Below are 26,467 nucleotides of genomic sequence, written 5' to 3'. Positions count from 1 at the left end.
GTCGAGTCGCTGGGATTGTTGCTCCAGCCGCCGCTTCGGATCCTGATGGTCGAGCCGCTTTTGCAGCAGGATGAAATCGTGGCGGGCGGCGGTCTGCTGGCGGCTCATCGCCTGCACCAGTCGCTGTTTAAGGTGGGCGAGGCGCTGGATGCGGGCCTGATTGTCTGGCGCCACCAGCTCGGCGGCGGCCGACGGGGTAGGGGCGCGCAAGTCGGCGGCAAAGTCGCTGATGGTGACATCCACCTCGTGGCCCACTGCGCTCACCACAGGTATGGCGGAGTGGGCAATGGCGCGCGCCACCGCCTCTTCGTTAAAGCACCAGAGATCTTCAAGCGACCCGCCGCCACGGCCGACGATCAGCACATCCACCTCGGCGCGCTGGTTCGCTTTGGCGATCGCCGCGACGATCTGGCTGATGGCGGCGCTGCCTTGTACCTGAGTCGGGTAGATAAAGACCGGTAGATCCGGCGCACGCCGTTTGAGCACGGTGAGCATATCGTGCAAAGCCGCGCCGGTGGCGGAGGTGATAAGGCCCACCGCCCGCGGTTCACGGGGCAGCGGCCGCTTGCGGCTTTCGTCAAACAGCCCCTCGGCGCCGAGGCGGCGCTTGAGCTCTTCAAAACGCAGGGCCAATACGCCGTCGCCCGCCGGCTGCATCGACTCGATGATCAGCTGGTAGTCGCCGCGCGGCTCATAGAGGGAGACCCGCGCCTGAACCAGCACCTGCATGCCATCCTGCGGGCGGAAGGCCACCCGCCGGTTGTTGCCCTTGAACATGGCGCAGCGCACCTGCGCCGACATGTCCTTGAGGGAGAAGTACCAGTGGCCGGAGCTTGGCATCGCCAGATTGGAGAGCTCGCCGGTCAGCCACACCAGCCCCAGATCCTGCTCCAGGATCATGCGCACGGCGCTGTTGAGGCGGGTGACGGTAAAGACCTGCTGCTCGCGGCCGCTCGCCGCACTGGATGGGGTAAATCGGTTCAAAGGCGTACCTGTGGTCTGCCCCGGCGGAGCCGGGATAAAACGATGGCCGCTATCTTAACCCGAAACAGGGGGAGGGCGTTAAGCAGGCGGCGCCAGCAGCAGAAAAGCAAGATTGGAAACGCTGCCGTTTATCCGGGCAGGCAGTATGGCTCCCGATAAAAGCCCTCGCGCTTGCCCGCATCTGGCCGCGTTGCAGCTTGCCTAGATGCCGTTGATATCTCAGGTGCTGCTGATGTTCACGGCGCCACCATTTTGACCAACGTTCACTCGCCCCCTGTTTGGAGTAGCTTATGAATCCCTCAACCCGTTTAAGTTTGACGACCCGTTTGCTGCACTGGTCGGTTGCCTTGCTGATGATTGGCCTGACCCTTGTAGGTTATCTGATGGTGAAATTTGAAATATGGGATCTCTATGCCCTACATAAATCCCTGGGGGTGATTGCACTGATCTTGATCCTGCCCCGCGCCATTCTCCGCCTTGTTAGAGGGTGGCCTGAGCCTGTGCGTCAATATCCTGTTTACGAGGCATTGGCAGCCAGGGCGATCCACTGGGGGTTGCTGATTTCAACGCTGCTTATTCCGGTGTCTGGTCTCTGTTATTCCGCAGCGGCTGGCCGAGGTGTCGCGATATTTGGCTGGTCTATTATCCCGATGAATCCAGATATCCATGATCCTGCCAATGTGATTCCATTCAGTGAATCCGTTCGGGATATTGCTCACACAGTCCATATATATTTGCCATATGTCATGCTGACATTTTTGCTGGTGCACATTGTCGGGGCGTTGAAACATCATCTGCTGGATAAAGATAATACCTTGCTGCGGATGGTGGGGCGAAAATAATAAAGAGAGGCAACCCTTGTTTTGCCAGAAAATATATATTGGCAGCGGGCGAAATTTATTATCCAGCCCGAGCAAAGGACATTGAGAAGAGAATGATACCGGTGCGAGTGGTCGCCGCGAGGGCAAGAGACGATACAAGGACACAAGACAAGGGGAGGGTGGTCAGAGGCCGCTTGCCCCCTGAGCCCCTGTCGATCATCCCTTTGCATGGGGGTTAGGCTGCGTCGGCACCTACCGGTTTTGCATAAATCACCGGTTAGCCAACTCTTTTGCCCCGAAATGGCGCTTTTCGTACTGATAATCTTGGTTTTTTGGCGTTTTGGCCGCCTAAAAGAGGGCTATGCCATAAAAAATTCAAAAAACTTCTTTACCAGTGACCAATGCGTGAGTAAACTTCGTCGGCAATATTTTACACCCCCACTTCCTCAACGGTGAGATATTGCCATGCTCAGGATTGCCAAAGAAGCGTTAACCTTCGACGATGTACTGTTGGTTCCCGCCCACTCCGAAGTTCTTCCGAATACTGCCGATCTGCGTACCAAGCTGACCTCCGCCATCAGCTTGAACATCCCGATGATCTCCGCTGCCATGGACACAGTGACCGAAGCCCGTCTGGCTATCGCACTGGCCCAGGAAGGCGGTATCGGCTTTATCCACAAGAACATGTCCATCGAGCAGCAGGCTGCCGAAGTGCGCAAGGTCAAGAAGTACGAGAGCGGCGTGGTCACTGACCCCGTCACCGTGCGCCCTGACATGACCATCGCCCAAATCAAGGAGCTGAGCCACAAGAACGGCTTCGCCGGTTACCCCGTGGTGACTGACGGCAATCAGCTGGTCGGTATCATCACCGGCCGTGACGTGCGCTTCGTGATTGACCTCTCCCAGACCGTTGAACAGATCATGACCCAGAAAGATCGTCTGGTCACCGTGCGTGAAGGGGCCCCTCGCGAAGAGGTGGTTGCCCTGATGCAAAAGCACCGTATCGAAAAAGTGCTGGTGGTGAACGCCGACTTCAAACTCAAGGGCATGATCACCGTTAAAGATTTCCAGAAAGCCGAGCGCAAGCCCCACGCCTGTAAAGATGACAAGGGTCGTCTGCGGGTCGGTGCTGCGGTTGGTGCCGGTGCCGGCAACGAAGAGCGCGTCGCCGCGCTGGTGGAAGCCGGTGTTGACGTGCTGCTGATCGACTCCTCCCACGGCCACTCCCAGGGCGTGCTGGATCGCATCAAGGCCACTCGCGACGCCTATCCGGATCTTCAGATCATCGGTGGCAACGTGGCGACCGCCGCAGGCGCCAAGGCGCTGGCTGCTGCCGGTGTCAATGCGGTCAAGGTCGGTATCGGCCCGGGCTCCATCTGTACTACCCGTATCGTGACCGGCGTGGGCGTGCCCCAGATCACTGCCATCTCCGACGCCGTTGACGCGCTGGAAGGCACCGGTATTCCGGTGATTGCCGATGGCGGTATCCGCTTCTCCGGCGACATCGCCAAGGCCATTGCCGCGGGCGCCAGCTGCGTCATGGTGGGCTCCATGTTCGCAGGTACTGAAGAAGCGCCGGGCGAGATCGAGCTCTATCAGGGTCGCTCCTTCAAATCCTACCGTGGTATGGGTTCTCTGGGCGCCATGTCCAAAGGTTCCAGCGACCGCTACTTTCAGACCGACAACGCCGCCGACAAGCTGGTGCCGGAAGGCATCGAAGGTCGCGTGCCGTACAAGGGTCGCCTCAAAGAGATCATCCATCAGCAGATGGGCGGCCTGCGCTCCTCCATGGGCCTGACCGGCAGCGCCACCATCGACGACATGCGCACTAAAGCTGAATTTGTGCGCATCTCCGGCGCCGGGATGAAAGAGTCCCACGTCCACGATGTGACCATTACCAAAGAAGCCCCCAACTATCGGATGGGCTGATAAAACGGGGCCCTGCGCCCCGTTTTTCCACCCTTTTTTTATCCCGTGCCCTTTGTGACAACATCAGCCTGATGCAGGAATAAAATGACTAAAGACATTCACCAGCACCGTATCCTTATCCTCGACTTCGGTTCCCAGTACACCCAGCTGATCGCCCGCCGTGTGCGCGAAATCGGCGTCTACTGCGAACTGTGGGCCTGGGACGTAACCGAAGAGCAGATCCGCGAATTCAATCCGAGCGGCATCATCCTCTCCGGCGGCCCCGAGTCCGTCACCGAAGCGGGCAGCCCGCGCGCCCCCGAGTATGTGTTCAACGCCGGTGTCCCTGTGTTCGGTATCTGCTACGGCATGCAGACCATGGCCGAGCAGCTGGGTGGCAAGGTGCAATCCTCCACCGAGCGTGAATTCGGCTACGCCAAGGTGGAAGTGCTGGGCGAAGCTGGCAAGAGTAGTGCGCTGCTGCGCAACATCGAAGATGCCATCGCCGACAACGGCAATGCCCTGCTGGATGTCTGGATGAGCCACGGTGACAAGGTCACCACCATTCCGGCCGACTTCACCACCATCGCCCAGACCCCGACCTGCCCCCACGCGGCCATGGCGTGTGAGGCCAAGCGCTTCTACGGCGTGCAGTTCCACCCGGAAGTGACCCACACCCGTCAGGGTGCCCGCATGCTGGAGCACTTCGTCAAAGACATCTGCGGCTGCGAATGCCTCTGGACGCCGGCCACCATCATCGACGACGCCGTTGCCCGCATCCGCGAGCAGGTGGGTGACGATGAAGTGATCCTCGGCCTCTCCGGCGGTGTCGACTCCTCCGTGGTCGCCATGCTGGTGCACCGCGCCATCGGCGATCGCCTCACCTGCGTCTTCGTGGACAACGGTCTGCTGCGTCTGAACGAAGGCGAGCAGGTGATGGAGATGTTTGGTGACCACTTTGGTCTGAACATCATCAAGGTTGAAGCCGAAGAGCGCTTCCTCTCCGCCCTGGCCGGTGTTGACGAGCCGGAAGCCAAGCGCAAGATCATCGGCCGCGTCTTCGTTGAAGTGTTCGACGACGAAGCGAAAAAGCTGAAAAACGCCAAGTGGCTGGCGCAAGGCACCATCTATCCGGACGTTATCGAATCCGCTGCCAGCAAGACCGGCAAGGCCCACGTCATCAAGTCTCACCACAACGTCGGCGGCCTGCCGGAAGAGATGAAGATGGGTCTGGTCGAGCCGCTGCGCGAGCTGTTCAAAGACGAAGTGCGCCGCGTTGGTCTGGAGCTGGGTCTGCCCTACGACATGCTCTACCGTCACCCGTTCCCGGGCCCGGGTCTGGGCGTGCGCGTCCTTGGCGAAGTGAAGAAAGAGTACTGCGATATTCTGCGCCGCGCCGATGCAGTCTTTATCGAAGAGCTGCGCAAAGCCGACCTCTACAACCAGGTCAGCCAGGCGTTCGCCGTGTTCCTGCCGGTGCGCTCCGTTGGCGTGATGGGCGATGGTCGTAAATATGACTGGGTGATTGCCCTGCGTGCCGTCGAAACCATCGACTTTATGACCGCCCACTGGGCTCACCTGCCGTACGACTTCCTCGGTCACGTATCGAATCGCATCATCAACGAGATCAACGGTATCTCCCGCGTGGTGTACGACGTCTCCGGCAAGCCGCCTGCAACCATCGAATGGGAATAAGCGGCTCGCGCCGTTCTGCCCTTCGAGCATAAAAATGCAAAAAGACGCCCTTGAGGCGTCTTTTCTTTTCTCAATCGTTTGCGCAACACATCTTCTTTTTTCGAGCAGCTTTTTCGCCACCTTGCCCCTGTCATATGTGACAGGGGCATTTTTGCCATCCCGCACTAGGCTCTCTCATGCCAATTGAGCCTGCTGTCAACAGCGGCTCGTGGCTGGGGGGAGGGCTGATCCAGTTGCAGATAGCTGCGCAAATTTGCTCATCGTCATCGCGCCAACCGGCAGTGATGACACCCCGGTGGAGACCGGAAACCACTTGAATCAACGGGGCGCAGCCCGAACGGCCAAACGAGTCGGGATCATAGAGCACGGAGAGTTTGATATGTCAGAACAAGCAGTGTTGGTGGGTGGATGGACCGCATATCACAAGCTGACCGCCGAGGATCAGGCGGTATTTGATCAGGCGCTGAAAGGATTTGTCGGGGTGCAGTACGTACCCTTTGAAGTCTCCACTCAAGTGGTGGCTGGCACCAACTACCGCTTCAAGTGCAAGAGCACTGTGCCGCTTGCCAAACCGATCCATGGCGAAGCCGTGGTACAGATCTTCAAATCACTGGACGGGGATGCCCATATCACCTCCATTACCCCGATTTGATTGGGTGGTGGGGCAAGGTGGGGAGGGGGAGATCCCCTAACCGGTTTGCTCTAACAACTAGAAATAAGAAAGACGCCTTAGGGCGTCTTTCTTATTACTTGTAAGAGTAATAAGTGATTAACTACTGTTCAGTCATATGAAATAAATCTGATACTCACGTTGAATGCCACTTAGTTCACATATCTAAAGTTTGTTATTTGTATAATTAGGTGTTATTGCTAACATAGCAACATTTATGTATTTATAAAATATTAGATTAAACAAAGTAATATATAGATAATATCGAGCTAATTATAGGGTTGATTTCAATTTAAATTACGTGTGCTTTTATAGGAGGTCTTGTGAAAGAATTGGATTTAAACTCAATTTCTGTTGAATTGGTTAAGCAGTTTGCAAAGCCAATTTTTGATGGAGTTGAAAAGTTAACATCTGAGGCAAAAGATAAGCTAAAGGTTACTTTGAATTCATGTTTTTCAAGGTATATAAATAGAAGTTATGAACGATACTCAAAGACAAAAACTATATTGTATCGAAATGCTCCAGTAAACATTAAAGACTTTTATGTAAGAACTGACCTTGAACTGGACTTTTCTGTGACGATTCAGGAAGTTGATTTTATTAATACACTTCAGGAAAACAGAAGGGTTGTTATTTCTGGGACGGCAGGTTCTGGGAAGTCAACTTTTTGTAAAAGTGTTTTTTTAGACTTGGTTGAAAAATCCATTGGAATATTTCCTGTATTTGTTGAATTAAGGCACTTGAATACTGATTCTGATACAACATTATTTGACTTCATACTCAAGACATTAAATGAAATAGAACCTACCTTTACTAAAATACAGCTAGACTATGCATTAACATTAGGAAAGGTATTATTAATATTTGATGGTTTTGATGAGTTAAACAATGAGCTGAGAGATAAATACGAAAAGGAAATTGTCAATATGGCATCGAAATATCATAATATATTGTTATTGCTTTCCAGTCGTCCAGATAACCGCTTTCATTCTTGGGAGGAGTTTTACGTATATAAAGTTCTTCCTCTCGATAAGGAAAAGGCAAAGAGTCTGATCAGCAAACTTGATTATGATAGAAAAGTAAAGCGTAAGTTCTTAGAGGTTTTAGATCTGGAGTTATTTGAGAAGCACGAAAGCTTTGCCAGTAATCCATTGCTGTTAACAATGATGCTCCTTACATATGAGCAAATTGCCGAAATCCCCAATAAAATACATTTGTTTTATGAACAAGCATTCTTAACTCTGTTTAACAAACATGACTCACTCAAGAGTTTATATAAAAGGAAGTCTTTCTCTGGCCTACCTCTTGATGATTTCAAAAAGCTATTAGCTGCATTTTCAATAGTTAGTTACGCAGATAGGAAATATTACTTCTCAGATGAAGAGGTGAGAAAATATTTAACGAACGCTATAAAAGTATCTGGTATTAACTCGGATATAAATCTCTTTTTAAATGACTTGCTCGATACAGTATGTTTTATGCAACGTGACGGAAATGGGTTTACTTTCACGCATCGTTCCTTTCAAGAGTATTTTACAGCTATCTTTATAGTTAATTATGCATCTAGTAATAAATTTAAAATAATCGATAAAATTGCATGTGTAAATGACAGGGATGATGTTATTACAATGGTTTTTGACATAAACCAAGATTTGTTAGAGCAGGAATGGGTTATGCCTCGTCTAAAAAGCATGACGGATGAATTGTCTGTTATTCAAGATAATAAATATGGTAATGTCATTCTTCTGTCAATGCTATATCAAGGTTTAACAACCTATGATGATGAAGGGAAATATGGTGTAGCATATAGGCTTTACAGTCGAGAGGGCGACCATGCCCGTTTCATTCATATACTATATAGATTATATGGAACTGAGCTTCGTAACTACAGAAAAAATAAAGTTGTCAGCGATGACTCCGAAAATATTAAAGCTGCTGAGATGAAACTGATCGCATATATTCTTGAAAATGGTGAGGATGGTGGGGACTTAATTAGTTTAAAAGAGCCATCATCTATCTCACCAGAGATAACAGATTTAATATATGAGTCTAATTGTTGTGGTCATGTTAAAAGCAATTTGAGTTTTGCGAGAGAGAAATTGGCATCCTTACATGAAAAGTATGCTAATAAGCAAAGCGAGTTATCTGAACTTTTGTTCGGATAAGTCGCTTATAGGGGTATTAACAATTTCATTGCCCCCTGCGCGTTTCGTTAATCCGCAGGGGGGACTGAACGCCGTGCCCCGTAACCAAAGCAACAACAGGGGCGATCTGCGCCCCGAATTCTTCTGATCTTCCGGCTTTATATCGCCGCACGCTGTTTGGCGCTGCCTGATTATCTGCTGACTCACCACCAACAGTTCTGTTTCTCCCCCATCAGGGCGAACAGAAAAGGCCAGGTTCACTCATACCTCGCCGCTTCCCAGGCGTGTATCGCCTGTTTGCGGATCTCGCCCCAGTGATAGCCGCCGAGTTTGCCGTTTTGTTGGATGACCCGGTGGCAGGGGATCATCAAGGCGACGGGGTTGGCGCCCACCGCCAGACCCACGGCGCGGGCGGCCTTGGGATTGCCGATGGCGTTCGCCACCTGGGCGTAGCTCACCACCTTGGCGGGCGGGATCTGCAGCAGCGCCCGCCAGACGCTGATCTGAAAGTTGGTGCCGCTCACGTGCAAGGAGATGGGGCGATCCGGCGCCTTGCTGCCATCGAACATGGTGTTGATGACCCCTTGGGTGCGTGATGGCGCCTCCCTAAGTTCTGCCTCTGGCCAGTTGCGGGCGAGGGTGGCCAGCGGCACCTCTGGGGCCTTTTCATCGAGAAACGAGAAGTTGCACACCCCCCGCTGGGTCAGTGCGACGAATGCCTGACCGAAGGGGGTGTCGTGCACCCCGTGATCGATAACCAGCCCGGCCCCGCGCTGCTTGTACTCGCCCGGCGTCACCGCTTCGAGCTGCACGAAGTGATCGTAGAGCCGCGAGCCGCTGCTAAGGCCCAGGGTATCGGCCACCTCAAGCAGCGGGCGCGACTCCTGCAGCAGCGCCTTGGCCCGCTCCAGAGTCAGCACCTGCAGATAGCGTTTGGGCGTCACTCCGGCCCAGCGGCTGAACAGCCGCTGGAAGTGAAAGGGACTTAAGTGCACGTGCGCCGCTATCTCGTCCAGAGTGGGCTGGTGCTCCACCTGACTTGCGATAAAGCGGATGGCATCGGCGATGCGGGCGTAATCAGACATAAGGCGCTCTCACGATAAGTTTGCGGTCGCAGTGTGTTGGGGGCGACAAGGTCATGTGCGACAAATTGATACCCCACCATCGGCCAGCAGGGCAATGCCGGTGGTAAAGCTGGATGCATCGGACGCGAGATAAAGGGCCGAGCGGGCGATCTCCTCCGGTTGGGCCAGCCGTTTGAGGGCATGCATATTCTGCACAAAGGCGAGGCTCTCTGGCGTATTGGCAAAAGCCCGCCCCATGGGAGTGTCGGTGCCCCCCGGCAGCAGGGCGTTGACCCGAATCCCTTGTGCCCCATACTCGGCGGCCAGCACCCGGGTCAGGCCGATGAGGCCCGCCTTGCTCGCGGCATAGGCCGCCATGCCGGGCAGCCCCAGGGTATGGCCGACAAAGGTAGAGGTAAAAATAAGCGAGCCGCCGCCACGCGCCAGCATGGCGGGGATCTGATACTTGGCACCCACAAAGGCGCTGGTGAGGTTGGTATCCAGCGTTTCCTGCCACTGCGTCAGCTCAAGCTGCTCTACGCTACCCGGCGTGCCTGTGGTACCGGCGTTGTTGAAGGCGATATCGAGCCCGCCGAAACGGGTTAGCGCGAGATCCACTAGGGCGCGGGCGTAACTCTCGCTTTTCACATCTCCCGCCAGACTCACCGCCTGGCCCCCCTCATGGCGGATCTCCTCCACCAGCAGATCCAGCTCGGGTTGGCGGCGGGCACCGACGACGACGCTGGCCCCTTCACGGGCAAACAGGATGGCGCTGGCGCGGCCGATGCCGGAGCTGGCGCCGGTGATGATGGCGACCTTGTTGGACAGTAATGACATGGCAGTTCCCTCGCTGAGTGTGTTGTGCGCCAGCTAAGTGGCTCACAAGGTTGGCTGTGGGTTGGAACTCCAATAGGTTCCAACCGACTTGGGTTTGACCCGCACTATGGCAACCACTCCTCGCTGGAACGACCCGAATCTTGCTCTCTTTCTCTCCAACTCGTTTTGCTACATGTCGATACAGGCCTTCGTGGCAACAAAAGGGGCGAACTGAGCCCCGAATTCTTTATAATGCCCCCCTTTAAAATCGCCGAACCCGGGTTCGGCGCGCTGATGGCTGGCTACACCATCAGACAGGTCATCAGGATTGAGAAACGGTTATGCATACTCTGGAACAGCTGCGCGCAGGTGAACTGTGCGGTGCCCGCCATCTGAAGCTCTCTGAAAACCTCGCGGTTTTCCCCCACGAGATTTTGAGCCTGAAAGAGACGCTGGAGGTGCTGGATCTCACCGGCAACCAGCTGAGCACGCTCCCCGACGAGCTGGCCGGGTTTGGCAAACTGCGCATCATCTTCTGCTCCGAGAACCGCTTTACCGAGCTGCCCGAGGTGCTGGGATGCTGTCCTGCGCTCACCATGGTGGGCTTTAAGGCCAACCAGATCGACACAGTTTCGGCCAAGGCGCTGCCTGCGGGGTTGCGCTGGCTGATCCTGACCGATAACGCAATTGAGCAGCTGCCTGATGAGCTGGGCCAGTGCGACGCTCTGCAAAAGCTGATGCTGGCGGGCAACCGTCTGCGCGAGCTGCCCGCGAGCCTTGCCAACTGCCGCAATCTTGAGTTGCTGCGCATCGCCGCCAACCGCATTGAGCGCTTCCCCGAGTGGCTGCTCTCGCTGCCGCGCCTTTCCTGGCTTGCCTACTCCGGTAACCCCTTTAGCGAAGGGGTGGAGGCGCGGGCCATCGATGATGCCCATGTCACGCCTCTTGCCTGGGAGACGCTGGCGCTGGGCGAGCTGCTGGGGCAGGGGGCATCCGGCGTTATCCATCGCGCCACCCTTGTGGGTAATCCTGCTGATGAAGTGACTCAGGCGAGCGGCAGAACCGATGCCAGTCAGGTGGCTGTCAAGCTGTTCAAGGGGGCGGTGACCAGCGACGGGCTGCCCCGCTGCGAGATGGCGGCATCGCTGGCGGCGGGCACTCATCCCAACCTTATCAAGGTGATAGGCAAGGTGGCGGATCACCCCTCCGGCATTCCGGCGCTGGTGATGGAGCTGATCGACCCGGCCTTTGCCAATCTGGCCGGGCCGCCGAGCCTGGACTCCTGCACCCGGGATGTCTATCCCGAGGGGCTGCATCTGAGTGTGCCGGATGCGCTGGCGATGGCCCACGGCATTGCCTCGGTGGCGGGCCATCTGCACCGCGCGGGCATCATGCACGGGGATCTCTACGGCCACAATATTCTGTTTGCCCGTGGGTCTGACGCACCGGCTCGCGCCCTGCTGGGGGATTTTGGTGCGGCTTCTTTATATGACCGCAGCGACCGCGAGCGGGCCGTGGGCCTTCAGCGGTTGGAAGTGCGCGCCTTTGGTTGCCTGCTGGAAGAGCTGCTGGCCCATTGCGATACGCAAGACTCACCGCTCGATAGGTTGCATCAGCTCAAAGCGGCCTGCCTCTCGGAACTCCCCGCCGATCGTCCCGATTTTGCTTATATCGAGCGTCAGCTGGCGGCCGCTCGCGCCACGCTGTCGTGATCTTTTTGGCGTTGGCAGGCACGTTTTGGCTTGCCAACGTCATTCCTTTTATTCATTCATCGCCATACACCCATGACGTTTTTGCATGGGTTGGTATGCCTCTGCCCGTCATAAACGTATCCAGTAGCGCCGATTGCGACAGCGAAGCGCACGGCAAGGTGACGTCCCGTCATTCGCCCGATAACAGGCAGAGGCTGCGTGGCAAAAAGGGAAGGGCAGAGGGTTGCGCGGTGCCGGTTAAGTTGTGATATTGAGGCATCTTTAGTACAGAAGGGTAATAACGATGGAAGCTGCGTTTTGGCATCAGCGTTGGGAAGAGAACCGGATTGGCTTTCATCAGGCGGACTTCAACCACTGGCTGCAATCCTGGTGGTCAGCCCAGCAAGCGGACGAGCCGGTGCTGGTTCCTCTGTGCGGCAAGTCCCGCGACATGCTCTGGCTGAGCGCTCAGGGTCATCCGGTCGACGGTTTCGAGTTATCGAGCCTTGCCGTCAGCCAGTTCTTCAGTGAAAACCAGCTCGCCGCGACCGTGAGCGAAGTGGGCCCTTATCAGTGCCATCAGGTGGACAGCCTGCGCATTTTTCAGGGGGATTTTTTCGCCGCCCCCAGTCTGGGCCGCCGTTACCGGCTGGTCTATGATCGTGCGGCGCTGATCGCCCTGCCGACCGCGATGCGTCGCCAGTATGCGGCCCTGATCAGTTCACTGGTCGAGACCGGTGGCCAGATCCTGCTGGTGACCCTCGAATATCAGCCGGAGCAGCAGAGTCAGCCCCCCTTCTCGGTGGGAGAGATGGAGGTGCGGGCGCTGTTTGAACGGGACTTTCGTATCGAGGTGCTGGGGCGCGCCGCCGAGGTGGATCACCCGCGGGTGTTGTCGGGTCAGCTCTCCTACTTCGATGAGGTAGCCTACCGGCTGGTTCGCCGGGGTTAACGGGCAGCTAATGGGCGGCCAAAGGGCGATCTGCGCCGACAAATTGTCGGGCTGTGCGCTCTTCGCTACCTCCTTTGACGTAGATCAACGTGACTGGCGGGGGGAGTGCCTAATATGAGGCTGTTTCTCAATCACTGTTGGCATTGCAAAGCGAGTATCGGGTCTTTCCCGCTTGCTGATCAGCAACTCAGTGTCTGATTTTCACGCTCATGTTCACTTTTGGCGGCTTCGGTCGCAATTGTTATGGTTTTTCCAGCCGACCCTGATGGGTCGGCTTTTTATTGCCTGCGATTTGCTGTGGGCAGGAAAAACTGGGGATGTCGAGGCCTGATCAGGCCTCGAAGGTGGCGGCATTGAGCCGAAATGCCCGCGGGTCGTCGATAAACTGGCCGGTGATCCGCTCGTCATGTTCGTGCCCCTGACCATAGCTGCAGAGGATCAGCCGATCGGAGGTGCGCGAGCGCAGTTGGGTGATAAAGCGCACCAGATCGGCGCGGCTCAACTTGCCCACCTCGTCGCAGACCCGTTCCCGCTGATCAAACCCCAGATCCTTGTTGCCGATGCTGACCCACAACCGCTGGCCGCGACTGCGCAGGTTGGCATCCCGCTCGCTCAGCTGGGCTTGCAGCCCCGCTTTGCTCTCTTGCCACTGCTGCTCGGTAAATTCGAGCATGGCGAGCGGGAAGAGGTCGATAAACTCCTCCACCGCATCGAGCAGGATCTGCGGCCCCGCCACCGGCGACTGGATATAGAAGATCAGGCCTGGGTGGCGATTGAGGGGCAGGTTACCGGCGCCCACCACATACCCCAGTTGCTGACGGGTACGCAGCTCGTGGAAGAAGGTGGAGGACATGATGTGGTTTGCCAGGGTGAAGCAGGCGAGATCCCGCGCCCGGGTGGTGCGGGACTGGTAGTAGACCAGCAGTGCCGAGTCTTCGTGATCGCAACCCTGTTCGCGAATAAGGGTGCCCCTGTCCTGAATGGAGATGAGCGGACGACGGGTCTCGCCGCTCGGCTTGCTGCTGGTGCCATTGATGTCGCTCAGGTGGCGCTCCATCAGGGCGGCCAGCTCCAGTGCTTCGGCGGCAGTCCAGTCGCCATGCACCAATGCCTCGACATGCACCTCGCCAAACAGCTGGGCCACGAAGCCGGGCATCTCCTCCAGCTCGACGGTGCGCAGGTGGCGCAGCAACTGCTCGAACGGCGGGTTGTTCGGTTGCAGCAAACTGGTGAGCTGGTTAAAGAGCTGGGAGATGGGGCGCGCCTTGGACTGGTTATCCCAGTTGCGAATGAGCTGCTCCTTGATCTCGGCGAAGCGACCCGGATCCGGATACCCCAGGGTGCGGTTGCCGAGGATCATGTCGAGCAACAGCGGCTGCTTGTCGGCAAAGCCGCTCAGGTTGATGGTAAAGCCCCCCTGATGGGCATAGATCTGGTAACCCAGCCCCGCCAGCTCCGCTGGATAGGTGAGAGCGTTGAGGTGGTCGGCCAACAGCTCCACGGCGAGGCGCGCCATGGCGATATTGCGCGGATTTTTGACCGCATGTTCGCTGTCGATGGAGATGTAGAGATTGCCCTTGGGCACGCTGAACAGGTGCTCATGGAGGTGCCAGAGGCGAAAACCGGGGCGATCGATAAGGCAGGCGGGCATGTCGGCGGCAAGCTCTGGCGTGCGCGGATCGAGCCGACTGCTGATAAAGGGGTTGGGTTTGGGCAGCGCCAGCGCCGGATCCGGCTCGCTCTGCTGCCAGCGAATTTTCTCGGCCTCGGTAATGGTCGCCACGCTGTAGGGGGTCTGATACCAGCGGGCCAGCCGATCGGTCGCTACTTCCGGCGCTGTGATGGTGATGCGCAGGTTGTGTGGGGTGAGCTTGGCAAGGAAGCGGCGGATCAGCCCCTCGTCATATTCGCGCATCATGTAGTCGCCGTAGAGCAGATCCTCAGGTTTGTAGCTAAAGAGGTTGAGCACCAGCCCCGACACCGTATCGAGGGGGCGGCCGCGCTCCTGAAAGCGAAACGCCGATTCGAGCACGGTCCGTTTTTCGTCATAGCGCCAGCTCTGCAGCCCTTCGCGGCCAATCAGTTTCAGATAGCCAAACAGGGCGGCGAGGATGTCGTCCACATGTTCAAGGCCCAGAGGAGTGAGGCCAAAGTTGACGCCAAAATCCTTGAAGTTGGCGCCGCTGATGCCACCGCCCGCCGAGAGCTGATTGACCCAGCCTTTCGCCTTGAGCAGGGAGAGCAGGCTGCCATCCCCCTCATAACCAATCAGATGGCTCAGGAAGGTGAGGGGCTTTTTGTCGTAAAACGCGTCCACATTGGGCAAGGGGAAGCTGAGCGACAGCTTGCGGGTCTCCTTGACCGGATTGATGTGGATGCGCACGCCGAGATCATCGAGCCGGTAGAGTGGCATGGTGAGGGTCGGGGTTCCCAAATTGCGATTCAAAATGGGAGCAAAGTAGCGACAGCACCACTGCAACTGGGTATCGATGGATTCCGGCGAGATCATCACCAACGCCATGCGATCCGCGCTGTAGTGGCTTTTGTAAAAACGAATAAGGTCGGAGCGCAGATCCCGTCCCGGCAGATCGGCCAGGGTATCGAGGTTGCCCACCGAGAACTTGGAGAAGGGGTGCGCCGGGTTGACCGTCTCTTTATGCACCTGATAGCTGCGGCGCATGTCGTCCTGCAGCTTGAGGCGATACTCGGAATCGACCGCGTTGCGCTCCTTGTCCACCCACTCCGGATCAAAGGTGGGGCAGATAAAGAACTGGGAGAAGCGATCCAGCCCCGCTTCGAAGAAGCCGTTGTCGATCTCGAAGAAGAAGTTGGTGAACTCGGTACCGGTCCAGGCGTTGTTGCTGCCGCCATGACGGCTCATAAATTGCTGGTACTCACCAGGCTTGGGGTAGGTGCAGGTGCCGAGAAACAGCATGTGCTCCAGAAAATGGGCCATTCCCTGCCGGTCGGCGGGATCGTCAAAATGGCCGGTATTGACCGCCAGCGAGGCGGCAGATTTGTCTGTGTCGGGATCACAAATCAACAAGACCCTGAGCCGGTTGGCCAGCTCCAGAAAATGGTATTGCCGATGGTCATTGGGACTGGCATATGGGCTCATTGGCGTGTGACTCACGTTGGATTTATTTGAATTTAAACATGATTATCGACCCCGCTATCCCGTCAGGCAAACCCTTTTCTGAGAGGTAGCGCAATTGTTTCCACACCCGTGGCGGGGTAAGATTCCCCGGCTATCAAAACAGGCCCGTTGGGCGAGGTTGTAATGAAGATCTATATCATGCGTCATGGCCAGGCTGGCATGAATGCGAAAACAGATGAACAGCGTCCATTGACCGAGCAGGGTATTGAAGAGTCTATCCAGATGGCCCGCTGGCTGGCGCCTCAGCTGATTGGCCCGCTGGATCGGGTGATCCACAGCAACTATCTGCGGGCACGTCAGACCTGGCAAGCCATATGCAGTGAATTACCTGACGCAGCAGCCGTTGAAGAGAGTGGCGACATTACCCCTTACGGTGATCCCGCTTTCGTGGCCAGCTACCTCACCACTTTGGCGCAGCAACATGACCAGATCCTGATGGTCAGCCATCTGCCGCTGGTGGGTTATCTGGTGCAAAGCCTCTGCCCGGCAGCAGGAGCACCCATGTTCGCCACCTCGGGGATCGCTTGTATCGAGTGGCACGATGGCAAAGGAGCCTTGCTCTGGCTCGAAGGGCCGCATACAATAGGCTAAAAGTTAATAAAAAGTTATAGATTGAATTTTTTGGGAAGAGATGGGCGAGTTTTCCGGATTTTTATAAATACTTTACGGAATTAATTCGCAGAAGCTGCTGTCATACGGATACAACTGCAAGAGGTTGCAAACGATGAGAGTGTTCAAGAAGTACCTGCCACTGATGGTGGCAAAGCATGTCAAAACCTTCTTTAAAGGTCGGATTTACATCCATGGTCGGGGGCGGTTTGATTTCCAATCCGGTTTGTTGCTGATGCCGAATCCGGCGGATATTCCCCATCGCCAGACAGTCACCGAGGTCAACGAGCTGATCTCAAGACTGCACATGGATGCCGCGTGATGCGCTTCTGAACCTGTTTCTGCACTGATATGCCCGCACTTTTGCGGGCATATTTGTTTCTGGCTACTGGCGTTCACCATGTGGCTGTTCAGGCCCACACCTTTGTTTATCTTCCATCGCCCCCTATACTGGCCCGCTGTTGTCTCTTCGGTCTGGCTCCTCTCATGCCCCTTGCCTTTCTGTTTCTCTTCTCCTGCATTGCCATCTGGGCTGGCAATGGCATCGTCAGCAAACTGGCGGTTGGTGCGTTGTCCCCCGCAGCCTTGGCCTGGTCGCGCTGGGTGGTGGCTGCGCTGGTATTAAGCCCGTTTCTGGCCCGTCGGGTATGGCGTGCGCGTGCCCGTCTGCGCGCTGGCCTTTGGCAGATCGCCATGCTGGCTTCGCTGGGCATGGTGCTCAACCAGACTTTTGGTTACTACGCGGCGCAAACCCTGGGAGCCACCGAGATGGGGTTGATGATGGGACTGACGCCGCTGCTGACCGTGCTGTTCAGCATCTGGCTGCTGCGCGAGCGGCCCACCTGGGGCGCCGTGCTGGGGGCGCTGCTCTCCATCCTTGGCTTGTCTATCTTGCTGGGGCAGGGGGATCCGACCCGGCTGTTTACCCAAGGCATTCATATCGGCTCTGTCTATATGCTGATCTCGGCCGGTACTTATGCCCTTTACAGCGTGCTGCTCAAGAAGTGGGATCTGGGGCTCGACAACTGGTCGCTGCTCTACGGTCAGGTGATCTGCAGTGTGGTGATCCTGACCCCCTTCTTTTTGCTGGTGGATGGCCAGTGGCCTGATGGGCGGGCCCTGTGGCTGATCCTCTATGCCGGTATCCCCACTTCGGCGCTCTCACCCTGGCTCTGGATGCAGGGTATCGCCCTGCTCGGTGCCAACCGTACCGCCATCTTTATGAACCTGCTGCCGGTGATGACGGCTGGCCTTGCCATCACCCTGCTGGGTGAGCGGTTGACCAGCTATCACCTGATCGGGGGCGGTCTGACCCTGCTCGGTGTCTTGCTGGCACAGCTGCTGGTTCGTCCGGTGGTGATGGGGCGCCGCCGGGTGGTGCTGGCACCCTGTCCCGAAGAGTAATCTTGCGTGAAGGTGTAAGTAGGCCCAATGGCCTGCTTGGCCGCCAATGAAAAGCGCCTGCAGCAATGCAGGCGCTTTTTTATGGTTACATCTTCCTAGCCGGTTACTGGGCAACCAGATAGAGCTCCTTGCTGTAGACCACATCCTGCGGGTTAAGGTGGGGATAGCCTTTCACGAAAGGCTTGAGCAACCTTGATTTGACCGAGAAATAGATGGGGGCGATGGGGGCATCCGCATCAATGAGTGCCTCTGCCTGTTGATACAGGGCATTGCGTTCAGCGGGATCCAGCGAGTCGTGGGCCTTGGCCAGCAGGGCGTCGTACTCCTTGTTGAACCACTTGCCGCTGTTGGCACTGCTGCTGGAGGTCATGATATCGAGGAAGGTGGAGGCATCGTTATAATCCCCGTTCCAGCCATAGCGGCTAACCCCGAAATCCCCCTCGTTGAGTGCCGAGACCATGGTCTTCCACTCCATGTTGTTGAGGGTGGCAGTGACCCCCAGGTTGTGTTTCCACATGGAGGAGACGGCCAGCGCAATCTTTTTGTGGCTCTCGTTGGTGTTGTAGAGAATGTCCACTGTGAGTGGCTTGTCCGGGCCATATCCCGCTTCGGCCAACAGGGCTTTGGCTTGCTTGATCCGCTCCTCTTTGCTCTGCAGCTGGCTGGCCGGTTTTTTCAATTCAAAACCGTCCACAATGGGGGGCGTGAAGCTATATGCGGCAATTTGTCCCTGTCCCAGGATCTTGTCGGTGATGGTCTCCCGGTCGATGGCGAGCGAGAGCGCCTTGCGTACTTTCGGGTCATCGAACGGTTTGCGCTGGGTATTGAAGACATAGTAATAGCTGGCCAGCGTGGGGACGCTGACCAGTTCTTCCGGGCTCTTGCTCTTGAGCTGTTTGTACTGCTCCAGCGGATAAGTGGTGTAGTGCAGTTCACCGGTGCGATAGCGGTTGTAGGCGGCGGTTTCCGAGACGATCTCCAGATAGACCACCTTGTTCAGGACGGTATGCTGGTTGTTCCAGTAGTGGGTATTGCGCTCGGCACTCAGCCGCTCGTTGGGGGTCCATTCCTTGAGCACAAAGGCACCGTTGGAGACGATATTGCCCGGTTTGACCCAATCCTTACCGAACTTTTCAATGGTGGCCTTGGGGGCCGGGAACGTGGTGTAGTGGGCAAGCGTCTTCAGGAAGAAGGGGACCGGATTTTTCAGGGTGACCTGCAGGGTGTGGTCATCGAGCGCCTTGATCCCGAGCTCTGACGGGCTCTTCTTGCCCTGGGTCACCTCGCTTGCATTGACCACTCCGGTCAACTCGATAAACCAGGCGTAGTTGGAGGCCGTCTTGGGATCGGCCGCCCGTTGCCAGCCGTAGACATAATCGGCGGCGGTGACCGGTTCACCGTTTGACCACTTGGCCTCGGGCCTCAGCTTGAAGGTGTAGACGGTACCTGTCTTGTCAATGTCGTAGCTGACGGCACCTGCTGGCTTGATCTTGCCGGTATTATCCAGCTCATAGAGCCCTTCAAACAGATCGTTGACGATGGCACTACCGGCGGTCTCTTCTACCAGCTGGGGGTCGATGGTGGTGGGTTCGGTGCCGATATTGGTCACGTAGATTTGTTGGGCATCCGGCAGCAGCTTGGTACCGGCAGGCACCTGGGCAGCCCAGGCGGGAAGGGCAAACAGTCCGGCTACCATGCCGGCAATGAGAGTCTTGTTCATTGATAATCCTTGAGTTTTATTTGCTTCCAAAGCGAAATCAGTGTGCTGGATTGGCGATCGGATCTCAAGAGGCAATGGCTGAGGGAACGGCAGGCCCATCAGACTCCATTTTTAATGTCCCAAGGCCAGTCGGATCATGGCTCGCAGCAGGTTATTGCCACGAATTAAGGGGCCGAAACTTATCGAATGAAACCGAATAAAAAGCGCCTTTTACCATAACATGAGGCGAAATAGCCTATTTAATAGGCCGCTTAATTCGCTGCAAAAACAAAAAACAGACGTTACATTAGGTTACAAATCAAGGCCGCCGGTGATCGGCATTTTTTTTGCCGACGCCTGCAAACGTTTTCAATGCCAACGGATGCGATCTAAAGGAACAAAAATGCGAAACATGATCACCATGGGTGAGTTCATCGTCAAAAAGCAGGCGGATTATCCTACCGCGACCGGCGAGCTGACCTCGTTGCTCAGCTCGATCCGCCTTGCTGCCAAGGTGGTGAACCGGGAGATCAACAAGGCGGGACTGGCGGATATCATCGGTTCCATGGGCGCTGAAAACGTACAGGGCGAGGTGCAGCAGAAGCTGGATGTCTACGCCAACGAACGCTTCAAGGCGGCGCTGGAAGCGCGCGGCGAGGTGTGCGGCATGGCTTCGGAAGAGGAAGAGGACTTCGTCGCCTTTGACTCACCGCTCTCCAAAAACTCCAAGTATGTGGTGCTGATCGACCCGCTCGATGGCTCCTCCAATATCGACGTCAACGTCTCGGTCGGGACCATCTTCTCCATCTACCGCCGTTTGAGCCCGCAAGGTTCGCCGGTTACGCTGGAGGACTTCCTGCAGCCGGGCAACCGTCAGGTCGCCGCCGGTTATGTGGTTTACGGCTCCTCCACCATGCTGGTCTACACCACAGGTTTTGGCGTCAACGGCTTTACCTACGACCCCTCCATCGGCTGCTTCTGCCTCTCCCACGAGAACATCCGCATTCCGGAAGAGGGCAAGATCTACTCCATCAACGAGGGTAACTACATCAAGTTCCCGGACGGGGTGAAGAAGTACCTGAAATATTGTCAGGAGCGCGACGAAGCGACCCACAGACCCTACACCTCCCGCTATATCGGCTCCCTGGTCTCTGATTTCCATCGCAACCTGCTCAAGGGCGGCATCTACATCTATCCGTCCGGCACCAACTCGCCGAACGGCAAGCTGCGCCTGCTCTATGAGTGCAACCCGATGGCGTTTCTGGTAGAGCAGGCTGGTGGCAAGGCCTCTGACGGTTTTGGCCGGATCATGGATATCCAGCCCACCGCGCTGCACCAGCGTACCCCTTACTTTGTTGGCTCGACCAAGATGGTGGAGCGGGCCGAGGCCTTTATGCGCGAGTTCTCCGCCCATGAGGATCCAGCCAACCAGGGCTGAACGTACGCAGTAGTCAGATAGCAAATAAAAAACGGGAGCCGATATGGCTCCCGTTTTAGTTGGCATTATCTCTCTGGCTCGCCGCCAGTGTTGCAGATATTCACAGGCTGTTGTTGGCCAGATCAGCCAGCAAACCATCCACCAGTTTCAGGCGCATGGCGCGATCCTGGGTCGGTACCTGGAAACGCAGCCGGGTCGGCCCGTCCATCTTGTAGACCCTTGGCTGGCTGGAGAGCAGCTTGACCAGATAGGCCGGATTGACCTTGGTCTCCTGGGTGAAGTCGAGATAGCCACCGCGCTCGCTCATCTCCACCCGGCGAATGCCAAGGGCGGTGGCACGCTGGCGGAAGGCGGCCAGCTCCAGCAGGGTTTTGGTCGCCTCCGGCAAGAGGCCAAAGCGGTCGATCAGCTCCACTTTCAGCTCCCGCAGCTCCTGCTCGTCTGCCGCGCTGGCGATCCGCTTGTACATGGAGAGGCGCATATTGACGTCCGGAATATAGTCATCCGGCAGCAGCGCAGGCAGGCGCAGTTCTACCTCGGTGTGCTGGCTCATCAGCTGCTCCAGCGATGGCTCCTTGCCATTTTTCAGTGCCTCGACCGCCTGCTCCAGCATCTCCATATAGAGGGTGAAGCCGACCGATTCAATCTGGCCGCTCTGATCGTCGCCGAGCAGTTCGCCTGCGCCACGGATCTCCAGATCGTGGGTCGCCAGCGCAAAACCGGCGCCGAGATCTTCCAGCGAGGCGATCGCCTCCAGCCGCTTGGCCGCATCCTTGGTCATCAGCTTGGGATGGGGGGTGAGCAGGTAGGCATAGGCCTGATGGTGGGAGCGGCCAACCCGGCCCCGCAGCTGGTGCAGCTGGGCCAATCCCAGGTGATCCGCCCGATCCATGATGATGGTGTTGGCGCTCGGAACGTCGATACCGGTCTCGATGATGGTGGTGCAGACCAGCAGGTTGAAGCGCTGGTGGTAGAAGTCGGACATGATCCGCTCAAGGTCACGTTCGCGCATCTGGCCGTGGGCGATGCCGATGCGGGCCTCTGGCACTAATTCGGCAAGATCGGCGGCGCACTTCTCGATGCTCTCGACATCGTTGTGCAGGTAGTAAACCTGACCACCACGCTTCAATTCCCGCAGCACAGCCTCGCGTACCACCGCCGGTTCGTGTTGGCGTACGAAGGTCTTGATGGCGAGTCGCTTGGCGGGCGGGGTGGCGATGATGGAGAGATCCCGCATGCCCGACATCGCCATGTTGAGGGTGCGCGGAATGGGGGTTGCGGTCAGGGTGAGGATATCCACATCGGCCCGCAGCGCCTTGATCTTCTCCTTCTGGCGCACCCCGAATCTGTGCTCCTCATCGACGATGAGCAGCCCCAGATCCTTGAAAGTGAGCTCGGAGCCGAGCAGCTTGTGGGTGCCGATGATGATATCCACCTTGCCTTCGGCCAATTCCTTCATCACAGCGCTCTGCTCCTTGGCGGAGCGGAAGCGGCTCAGCACCTCGACCCGCACCGGCCAGTTGGCGAAGCGGTCGCGGAAGTTGTCGTAGTGCTGTTGCGCCAGCAGGGTGGTGGGCACCAGCACGGCAACCTGCTTGCCGCCGTGGACGGCCACAAACGCCGCCCGCATCGCCACTTCGGTCTTGCCGAAACCTACGTCGCCACACACCAGTCGGTCCATGCTCTTGGCCTGACACATGTCCCCCAGCACCGCATTGATGGCGTTGAGCTGATCGTCGGTCTCCTCGAACGGGAAGCTGGCGGCAAACTGGCGATAGGCCTCTTTGTCGTGCTTGAAGGCAAAACCGGCGCGAGCGGCGCGATGAGCGTAGACATCCAGCAATTCGGCTGCCACGTCGCGCACCTTCTCCGCCGCCTTGCGCCGCGCCTTGCTCCAGGCTTCACCGCCGAGCTTGTGGCTGGGCGGGTTATCAGAACCGGTGTAGCGGCTGATAAGGTGCAAACTGGTAACCGGCACGAACAGCTTGTCGCCGCCAGCATATTCGAGGGTCAAAAACTCGGTGGGCAGACCACCGGCGTCGATGGTTTCGAGCCCCAGATAGCGGCCGACCCCGTGATCCAGATGGACCACCGGCTGACCCTGAGTCAGCTCGCCGAGGTTGCGAATCACCGCATCGGAGCTCAGGTTCTTGCTCTTCTCTCGCGCCCGCTTGCTGCGCACCTTGCCGCCCAGCAGTTCGGTCTCGGTGATCAGCGCCAATGGATCCTGACCGGCCTCCTGCCACAGGAAGCCACGCTCAAGGGGTGCAACCAGCAGGCCGTGGCGATCCGGGCTCGCCATAAAGGCGTCGAGGGAGGGGAACTCTTTAGGTTGCAGCGAGATACGCGCCAGCAGATCGCCGAGCACCTCCCGTCGCCCTTCGGATTCCACCGCAAACAGGGTGCGCCCGGCAAAGCCTTGCAGGAACTGGTTGAGCGCCAGCAGGGGTTGTTCCTTGCTGTGATCGAGTTGCAGATCCGGCAGCGCCGAGATGGGCAGATCGTGCTGACCTGCATCGCCCGCAGTGGCGGCCTCTTGCAGCCGCACCGCGCCATATTGGCCGAGGGCGGCAAAGAGCTGCTCCACCGGCAGATAGAGCTGGGCCGGGGGTAGCAGGGGGCGGGTGTTGTCCCAGCGTCTGTCTTCATAGCGCTGGCCGATGTCGTTCCAGAAACGTTGGGCGGCGGGGTAGATATCCCCCACGGTGAGCAGCAGGGTATCTTCCGGCAGGTAGTCAAACAGGCTGGCAGTCTGGTTGAAGAAGAGTGGCAGATAATACTCGATGCCGGCGGGCCAACGCCCCTTGCTCACCTCCTGATAGACGGAGCCCTCGGCCCGCGACAGCTCGAACTGCTCGCGGAACTGGCCGCGAAACAGTTCGATGGCCGCCTCGTCGGTGGGGTATTCTCGGGCGGGCAGCAGGCTGACCGTCTTGACCGGTTCGCTGGAGCGCTGGGTTTCGGGATCGAATGGGCGGATGGAGTCCACTTCATCGTCGAAGAAGTCGATGCGATAGGGGCTGCTGCTGCCCATGGGGAAGAGATCGAGCAGGGAGCCGCGGGCGGCAAATTCGCCATGTTCCAGCACCTGATCCACCGCCACGTAACCCGCCTCGGCCAGGCGGCCGCGCAGCTGTTGCAGATTGAGGCGCTGACCGGCCTTCACCATCAGGCTGTATTTGTCGAGATAGACCCGGGGGGCACAGCGCAGCATCAGGGTGGAGATGGGGACAATCAGCACCCCCTTGCTCATCTGCGGCAGCTTGTAGAGAGTCTCGAGCCGTTGGGAGATGATGTCCTGATGGGGAGAGAAGGTGTCGTAGGGCAGGGTCTCCCAATCGGGGAACAGCAATACGGGGGCGGACTGATCGGCTAGCTGCTTGTCTGCCAGCAAGTACTGTAACTCCTGCTCTAGGCGCAGGGCGCTCGGGGTATCGGCGGTGATAAGCAGTACCGGTCCCTTGGCTTCACTGGTGAGACGGGCTGCAATCAGCGAGAGGCTGCTGCCGACCAGCTGGCCGAGCGTGATCTTTTGGCCCGCTTTGGCGGGCAAGGCGGGGAGTGTCATTGGCATGATTCGATTCTTTTAACGTTGACGTTATCTATCGCGACGTTCGCTATGGTTAGCGCTGACGTTCTTGGGCGCGCAGCTTGAGCTGCTTCGATTGCACGTGGAGGCTGGCACGAACCAGCAGTTCACGGTCATCTTCGCGGATCCGCACATAGTCGAGCTGCACATGGGTGCCATGTTCACCGCCGTCGAGCTGTTTGACCTGGCCATAGCAGTAGATAGCGGCCGCCTCTTCCCGCAGGAAGATCTTGAGGCGGACGATCTGGTGCAGGTGCGGCGCATCCCCGTGATCATGATAGGGGTGCAGGTAGGTGAGTTGGCCAGCCCCGAAGCGCAGGGTGTGAAAGCGTTGCTCCGGATGGTCCTGCAGGGAGAGCACATAGCCCATGATCATGTCGATCTTGCGGGACTGCTGATTGACGATCTCGATCAGATCGTGCATCGACTCGTTCTGGTTGCGCAGCAGGCGGGTGGTCACCAGATCGATGGAGGTAATGGCCGAAGAGATCCGAAAGGGCTCCGGCAGCTCAGCGTCCAGCTCCTCCAGCGAGGGGAGGTGGAAGTCGGCCGGCATGGGGATCACATTGACCGGCGTGGCATGAGTGACGCTGAAGAACTGTTCCTGCATGGAGGCTATCCCTTGTTGTCATGGACGGTTTCCCTTTATTATCCGGTATCTTATTTTGTTGGCAACGTACATATCCTTGAAGACCGGACTTTTTCAGCCCCTTTCGCTGGCCATCGGCCTGCGTTATGCAGGCTCGAAGCGCAGCAATCGCTTCGTCTCATTTATCTCCCTGTTCTCTACCTTTGGCATCGCCATCGGGGTTGCCGCCCTGATGGTGGTCATTTCGGTAATGAACGGTTTCGAAGGGCAGCTCAAAGGGCGCATCCTCGGGGTGATCCCCCATGTGGTGGTGACCAACCAGGCTGGCCGTATTGATGCAGACCCGCAAGGCTTGCCGGATCTGGCCAAATTACCCCATGTGGTCGCCTCGGCCCCCATGCTCGACAGCGAAGGGATGCTGCAAAGCCCAGGCCAGCTGACCGGGGTGAGCGTGCAGGGGATTGACCCTGCGCAGTGGCCCAAGGATGACATCCTCCATAGCCAGATGCTGGGGGGGCGCCTCGATACCCTGCAGGCGGGTCACTACCGCATCGTGCTGGGGCAGGGGGTGGCACGTCGCCTCAATGTCTCCATCGGCGATCAGGTTCGCCTGATCCTGACCGAAGGGACCCGCTTCACCCCGTTTGGCCGGGTACCGGCCCAGCGCGTCTTTACCGTCTCCGGTATCTTCGGGGTCGGCGCCGATGTGGATAACCAGATTGCGCTGATCGCCCTGGGGGATGCCCAGAGGTTGCTGCGTCTGCCGCCAGAAACCGTCGGTGGCATTCGCCTCTGGCTCGATGATCCCTTTGCCGCTGACGAGGTGATCAAGACACCGTTGCCGGATGGGCTGCTGTGGCAGGATTGGCGCCGCGAGCGGGGCGAGCTGTTCCAGGCGGTCGCCATGGAAAAACGGATGATGGGGCTGATGCTGGTGCTGATCATCGCCGTCGCTACCTTCAACATCCTCTCCGCGCTGGTGATGGTGGTAACGGACAAGGAGGGCGAAGTGGCCATCCTGCGCACCATGGGCATGAGTGAATCGGGGATCGTCAAAATCTTCATGGTGCTCGGCGCCTCCAGCGGGGTGATTGGCGCCCTGTTTGGCGGACTGGCGGGCCTTGCGCTCTCCCTGGGTCTCAACCCTCTGCTCAATGCGGTGGGGCTCAACCTCTATATGGCGGCTGGCGGCAGTGGCCTGCCGGTGATTGTCGAGCCGGCTCAGGTCATCACCATT

General features: G+C 57.4%; 19 protein-coding genes. 12 read left to right on the top strand and 7 right to left on the bottom strand.

The window, feature by feature from the left end; translation table 11 throughout:
- A partial coding sequence (xseA, locus tag AACR14_RS08825; protein ID WP_019445884.1) for an exodeoxyribonuclease VII large subunit occupies positions 1-984 on the bottom strand: 984 nt, incomplete at its 3' end.
- 290 nt (positions 985-1,274) lie between these two features.
- Between xseA and AACR14_RS08820 the strand changes: the two genes are divergently transcribed.
- The 5 genes from AACR14_RS08820 (at position 1,275) to AACR14_RS08800 (ending at position 8,243) form a co-directional block, all read left to right on the top strand.
- Positions 1,275-1,826: a cytochrome b gene (locus AACR14_RS08820; protein WP_019445883.1), complete on the top strand. Its 552-nt coding sequence runs from the start codon at positions 1,275-1,277 to the stop codon at positions 1,824-1,826.
- 444 nt (positions 1,827-2,270) lie between these two features.
- Complete coding sequence (guaB, locus tag AACR14_RS08815; RefSeq protein WP_005360033.1) at positions 2,271-3,734, top strand: IMP dehydrogenase; 1,464 nt, start codon at positions 2,271-2,273, stop codon at positions 3,732-3,734.
- 84 nt (positions 3,735-3,818) lie between these two features.
- Positions 3,819-5,408, top strand: coding sequence for a glutamine-hydrolyzing GMP synthase (guaA, locus tag AACR14_RS08810; protein WP_019445882.1), 1,590 nt, complete (start codon positions 3,819-3,821; stop codon positions 5,406-5,408).
- 379 nt (positions 5,409-5,787) lie between these two features.
- Positions 5,788-6,060, top strand: coding sequence for a hypothetical protein (locus AACR14_RS08805; RefSeq protein WP_005337011.1), 273 nt, complete (start codon positions 5,788-5,790; stop codon positions 6,058-6,060).
- Positions 6,061-6,401: 341 nt separating this feature from the next.
- Positions 6,402-8,243, top strand: a complete 1,842-nt coding sequence (locus tag AACR14_RS08800; protein ID WP_019445881.1) for an NACHT domain-containing protein — start codon at positions 6,402-6,404, stop codon at positions 8,241-8,243.
- Positions 8,244-8,479: 236 nt separating this feature from the next.
- On the opposite strand, the gene AACR14_RS08795 is transcribed toward AACR14_RS08800, so the two are convergent.
- Complete coding sequence (locus tag AACR14_RS08795; RefSeq protein ID WP_019445880.1) at positions 8,480-9,307, bottom strand: bifunctional transcriptional activator/DNA repair enzyme AdaA; 828 nt, start codon at positions 9,305-9,307, stop codon at positions 8,480-8,482.
- 51 nt (positions 9,308-9,358) lie between these two features.
- Entirely contained in the window at positions 9,359-10,123 is a 765-nt protein-coding gene (locus tag AACR14_RS08790; protein WP_019445879.1) for an SDR family oxidoreductase, read from the bottom strand.
- A 320-nt stretch (positions 10,124-10,443) separates the two neighbouring features.
- On the opposite strand from AACR14_RS08790, the gene AACR14_RS08785 reads away from it, so the two are divergent.
- Both AACR14_RS08785 and AACR14_RS08780 read left to right on the top strand, forming a co-directional pair.
- Complete coding sequence (locus AACR14_RS08785; RefSeq protein WP_019445878.1) at positions 10,444-11,814, top strand: leucine-rich repeat-containing protein kinase family protein; 1,371 nt, start codon at positions 10,444-10,446, stop codon at positions 11,812-11,814.
- A gap of 283 nt (positions 11,815-12,097) precedes the next feature.
- Positions 12,098-12,745, top strand: a complete 648-nt coding sequence (locus AACR14_RS08780; RefSeq protein WP_005337003.1) for a thiopurine S-methyltransferase — start codon at positions 12,098-12,100, stop codon at positions 12,743-12,745.
- Positions 12,746-13,076: 331 nt separating this feature from the next.
- On the opposite strand, the gene AACR14_RS08775 is transcribed toward AACR14_RS08780, so the two are convergent.
- Positions 13,077-15,863: an insulinase family protein gene (locus AACR14_RS08775; protein ID WP_019445877.1), complete on the bottom strand. Its 2,787-nt coding sequence runs from the start codon at positions 15,861-15,863 to the stop codon at positions 13,077-13,079.
- 162 nt (positions 15,864-16,025) lie between these two features.
- Here AACR14_RS08775 and sixA point away from each other — a divergent pair, with 162 nt between their 5' ends.
- From sixA to AACR14_RS08760, 3 genes are all read left to right on the top strand, one after another.
- Positions 16,026-16,493 carry a phosphohistidine phosphatase SixA gene (gene sixA, locus AACR14_RS08770; RefSeq protein ID WP_005351311.1) on the top strand — a complete coding sequence of 156 codons (468 nt, stop codon included), beginning with the start codon at positions 16,026-16,028 and terminating at the stop codon, positions 16,491-16,493.
- A 133-nt stretch (positions 16,494-16,626) separates the two neighbouring features.
- Positions 16,627-16,833, top strand: a complete 207-nt coding sequence (locus AACR14_RS08765) for a DUF1107 domain-containing protein (protein ID WP_005336998.1) — start codon at positions 16,627-16,629, stop codon at positions 16,831-16,833.
- Positions 16,834-16,997: 164 nt separating this feature from the next.
- The gene (locus tag AACR14_RS08760; RefSeq protein ID WP_019445876.1) at positions 16,998-17,915 is read left to right on the top strand and encodes a DMT family transporter; all 918 of its coding nucleotides are present in this window, start codon (positions 16,998-17,000) and stop codon (positions 17,913-17,915) included.
- Between the two features lie 103 nt (positions 17,916-18,018).
- Here AACR14_RS08760 and AACR14_RS08755 read toward each other — a convergent pair whose 3' ends face one another.
- Positions 18,019-19,635 (bottom strand): peptide ABC transporter substrate-binding protein, encoded by a 1,617-nt coding sequence (locus AACR14_RS08755; protein WP_019445875.1) that lies wholly within the window; start codon positions 19,633-19,635, stop codon positions 18,019-18,021.
- Positions 19,636-20,017: 382 nt separating this feature from the next.
- Here AACR14_RS08755 and fbp point away from each other — a divergent pair, with 382 nt between their 5' ends.
- A complete protein-coding gene (gene fbp, locus AACR14_RS08750) occupies positions 20,018-21,052 on the top strand; it encodes a class 1 fructose-bisphosphatase (RefSeq protein WP_005336993.1) in 1,035 nt (344 codons plus the stop codon).
- 100 nt (positions 21,053-21,152) lie between these two features.
- Here the strand turns inward: fbp and mfd are convergent, their stop codons facing one another.
- Positions 21,153-24,620: a transcription-repair coupling factor gene (gene mfd / locus AACR14_RS08745; RefSeq protein ID WP_019445874.1), complete on the bottom strand. Its 3,468-nt coding sequence runs from the start codon at positions 24,618-24,620 to the stop codon at positions 21,153-21,155.
- A gap of 55 nt (positions 24,621-24,675) precedes the next feature.
- Positions 24,676-25,251, bottom strand: a complete 576-nt coding sequence (locus tag AACR14_RS08740) for a hypothetical protein (RefSeq protein ID WP_005351323.1) — start codon at positions 25,249-25,251, stop codon at positions 24,676-24,678.
- Between the two features lie 76 nt (positions 25,252-25,327).
- Between AACR14_RS08740 and AACR14_RS08735 the strand changes: the two genes are divergently transcribed.
- Positions 25,328-26,467 (top strand): lipoprotein-releasing ABC transporter permease subunit (locus AACR14_RS08735; protein ID WP_019445873.1); only part of this gene is annotated, 1,140 nt, incomplete at its 3' end.

It is taken from the genome of Aeromonas sp. 159 (assembly GCF_963862045.1).
In the GTDB taxonomy this organism is placed as follows: Bacteria; Pseudomonadota; Gammaproteobacteria; order Enterobacterales; family Aeromonadaceae; genus Aeromonas; species Aeromonas veronii.
The sequence above is the reverse complement of the archived record's forward strand: the minus strand, read 5'-3'. Positions and strand labels throughout refer to the sequence as shown.

What these genes read in the sequence shown, in the direction of transcription:
- AACR14_RS08820 (WP_019445883.1), top strand. Translation starts at nt 1,275, where the DNA reads ATGAATCCCTCAACCCGTTTAAGTTTGACGACCCGTTTGCTGCACTGG.
- guaB (WP_005360033.1), top strand. Translation starts at nt 2,271, where the DNA reads ATGCTCAGGATTGCCAAAGAAGCGTTAACCTTCGACGATGTACTGTTG.
- guaA (WP_019445882.1), top strand. Translation starts at nt 3,819, where the DNA reads ATGACTAAAGACATTCACCAGCACCGTATCCTTATCCTCGACTTCGGT.
- AACR14_RS08805 (WP_005337011.1), top strand. Translation starts at nt 5,788, where the DNA reads ATGTCAGAACAAGCAGTGTTGGTGGGTGGATGGACCGCATATCACAAG.
- AACR14_RS08795 (WP_019445880.1), bottom strand. Translation starts at nt 9,307, where the DNA reads ATGTCTGATTACGCCCGCATCGCCGATGCCATCCGCTTTATCGCAAGT.
- AACR14_RS08790 (WP_019445879.1), bottom strand. Translation starts at nt 10,123, where the DNA reads ATGTCATTACTGTCCAACAAGGTCGCCATCATCACCGGCGCCAGCTCC.
- AACR14_RS08785 (WP_019445878.1), top strand. Translation starts at nt 10,444, where the DNA reads ATGCATACTCTGGAACAGCTGCGCGCAGGTGAACTGTGCGGTGCCCGC.
- AACR14_RS08780 (WP_005337003.1), top strand. Translation starts at nt 12,098, where the DNA reads ATGGAAGCTGCGTTTTGGCATCAGCGTTGGGAAGAGAACCGGATTGGC.
- AACR14_RS08775 (WP_019445877.1), bottom strand. Translation starts at nt 15,863, where the DNA reads ATGAGCCCATATGCCAGTCCCAATGACCATCGGCAATACCATTTTCTG.
- sixA (WP_005351311.1), top strand. Translation starts at nt 16,026, where the DNA reads ATGAAGATCTATATCATGCGTCATGGCCAGGCTGGCATGAATGCGAAA.
- AACR14_RS08765 (WP_005336998.1), top strand. Translation starts at nt 16,627, where the DNA reads ATGAGAGTGTTCAAGAAGTACCTGCCACTGATGGTGGCAAAGCATGTC.
- AACR14_RS08760 (WP_019445876.1), top strand. Translation starts at nt 16,998, where the DNA reads ATGCCCCTTGCCTTTCTGTTTCTCTTCTCCTGCATTGCCATCTGGGCT.
- AACR14_RS08755 (WP_019445875.1), bottom strand. Translation starts at nt 19,635, where the DNA reads ATGAACAAGACTCTCATTGCCGGCATGGTAGCCGGACTGTTTGCCCTT.
- fbp (WP_005336993.1), top strand. Translation starts at nt 20,018, where the DNA reads ATGCGAAACATGATCACCATGGGTGAGTTCATCGTCAAAAAGCAGGCG.
- mfd (WP_019445874.1), bottom strand. Translation starts at nt 24,620, where the DNA reads ATGACACTCCCCGCCTTGCCCGCCAAAGCGGGCCAAAAGATCACGCTC.
- AACR14_RS08740 (WP_005351323.1), bottom strand. Translation starts at nt 25,251, where the DNA reads ATGCAGGAACAGTTCTTCAGCGTCACTCATGCCACGCCGGTCAATGTG.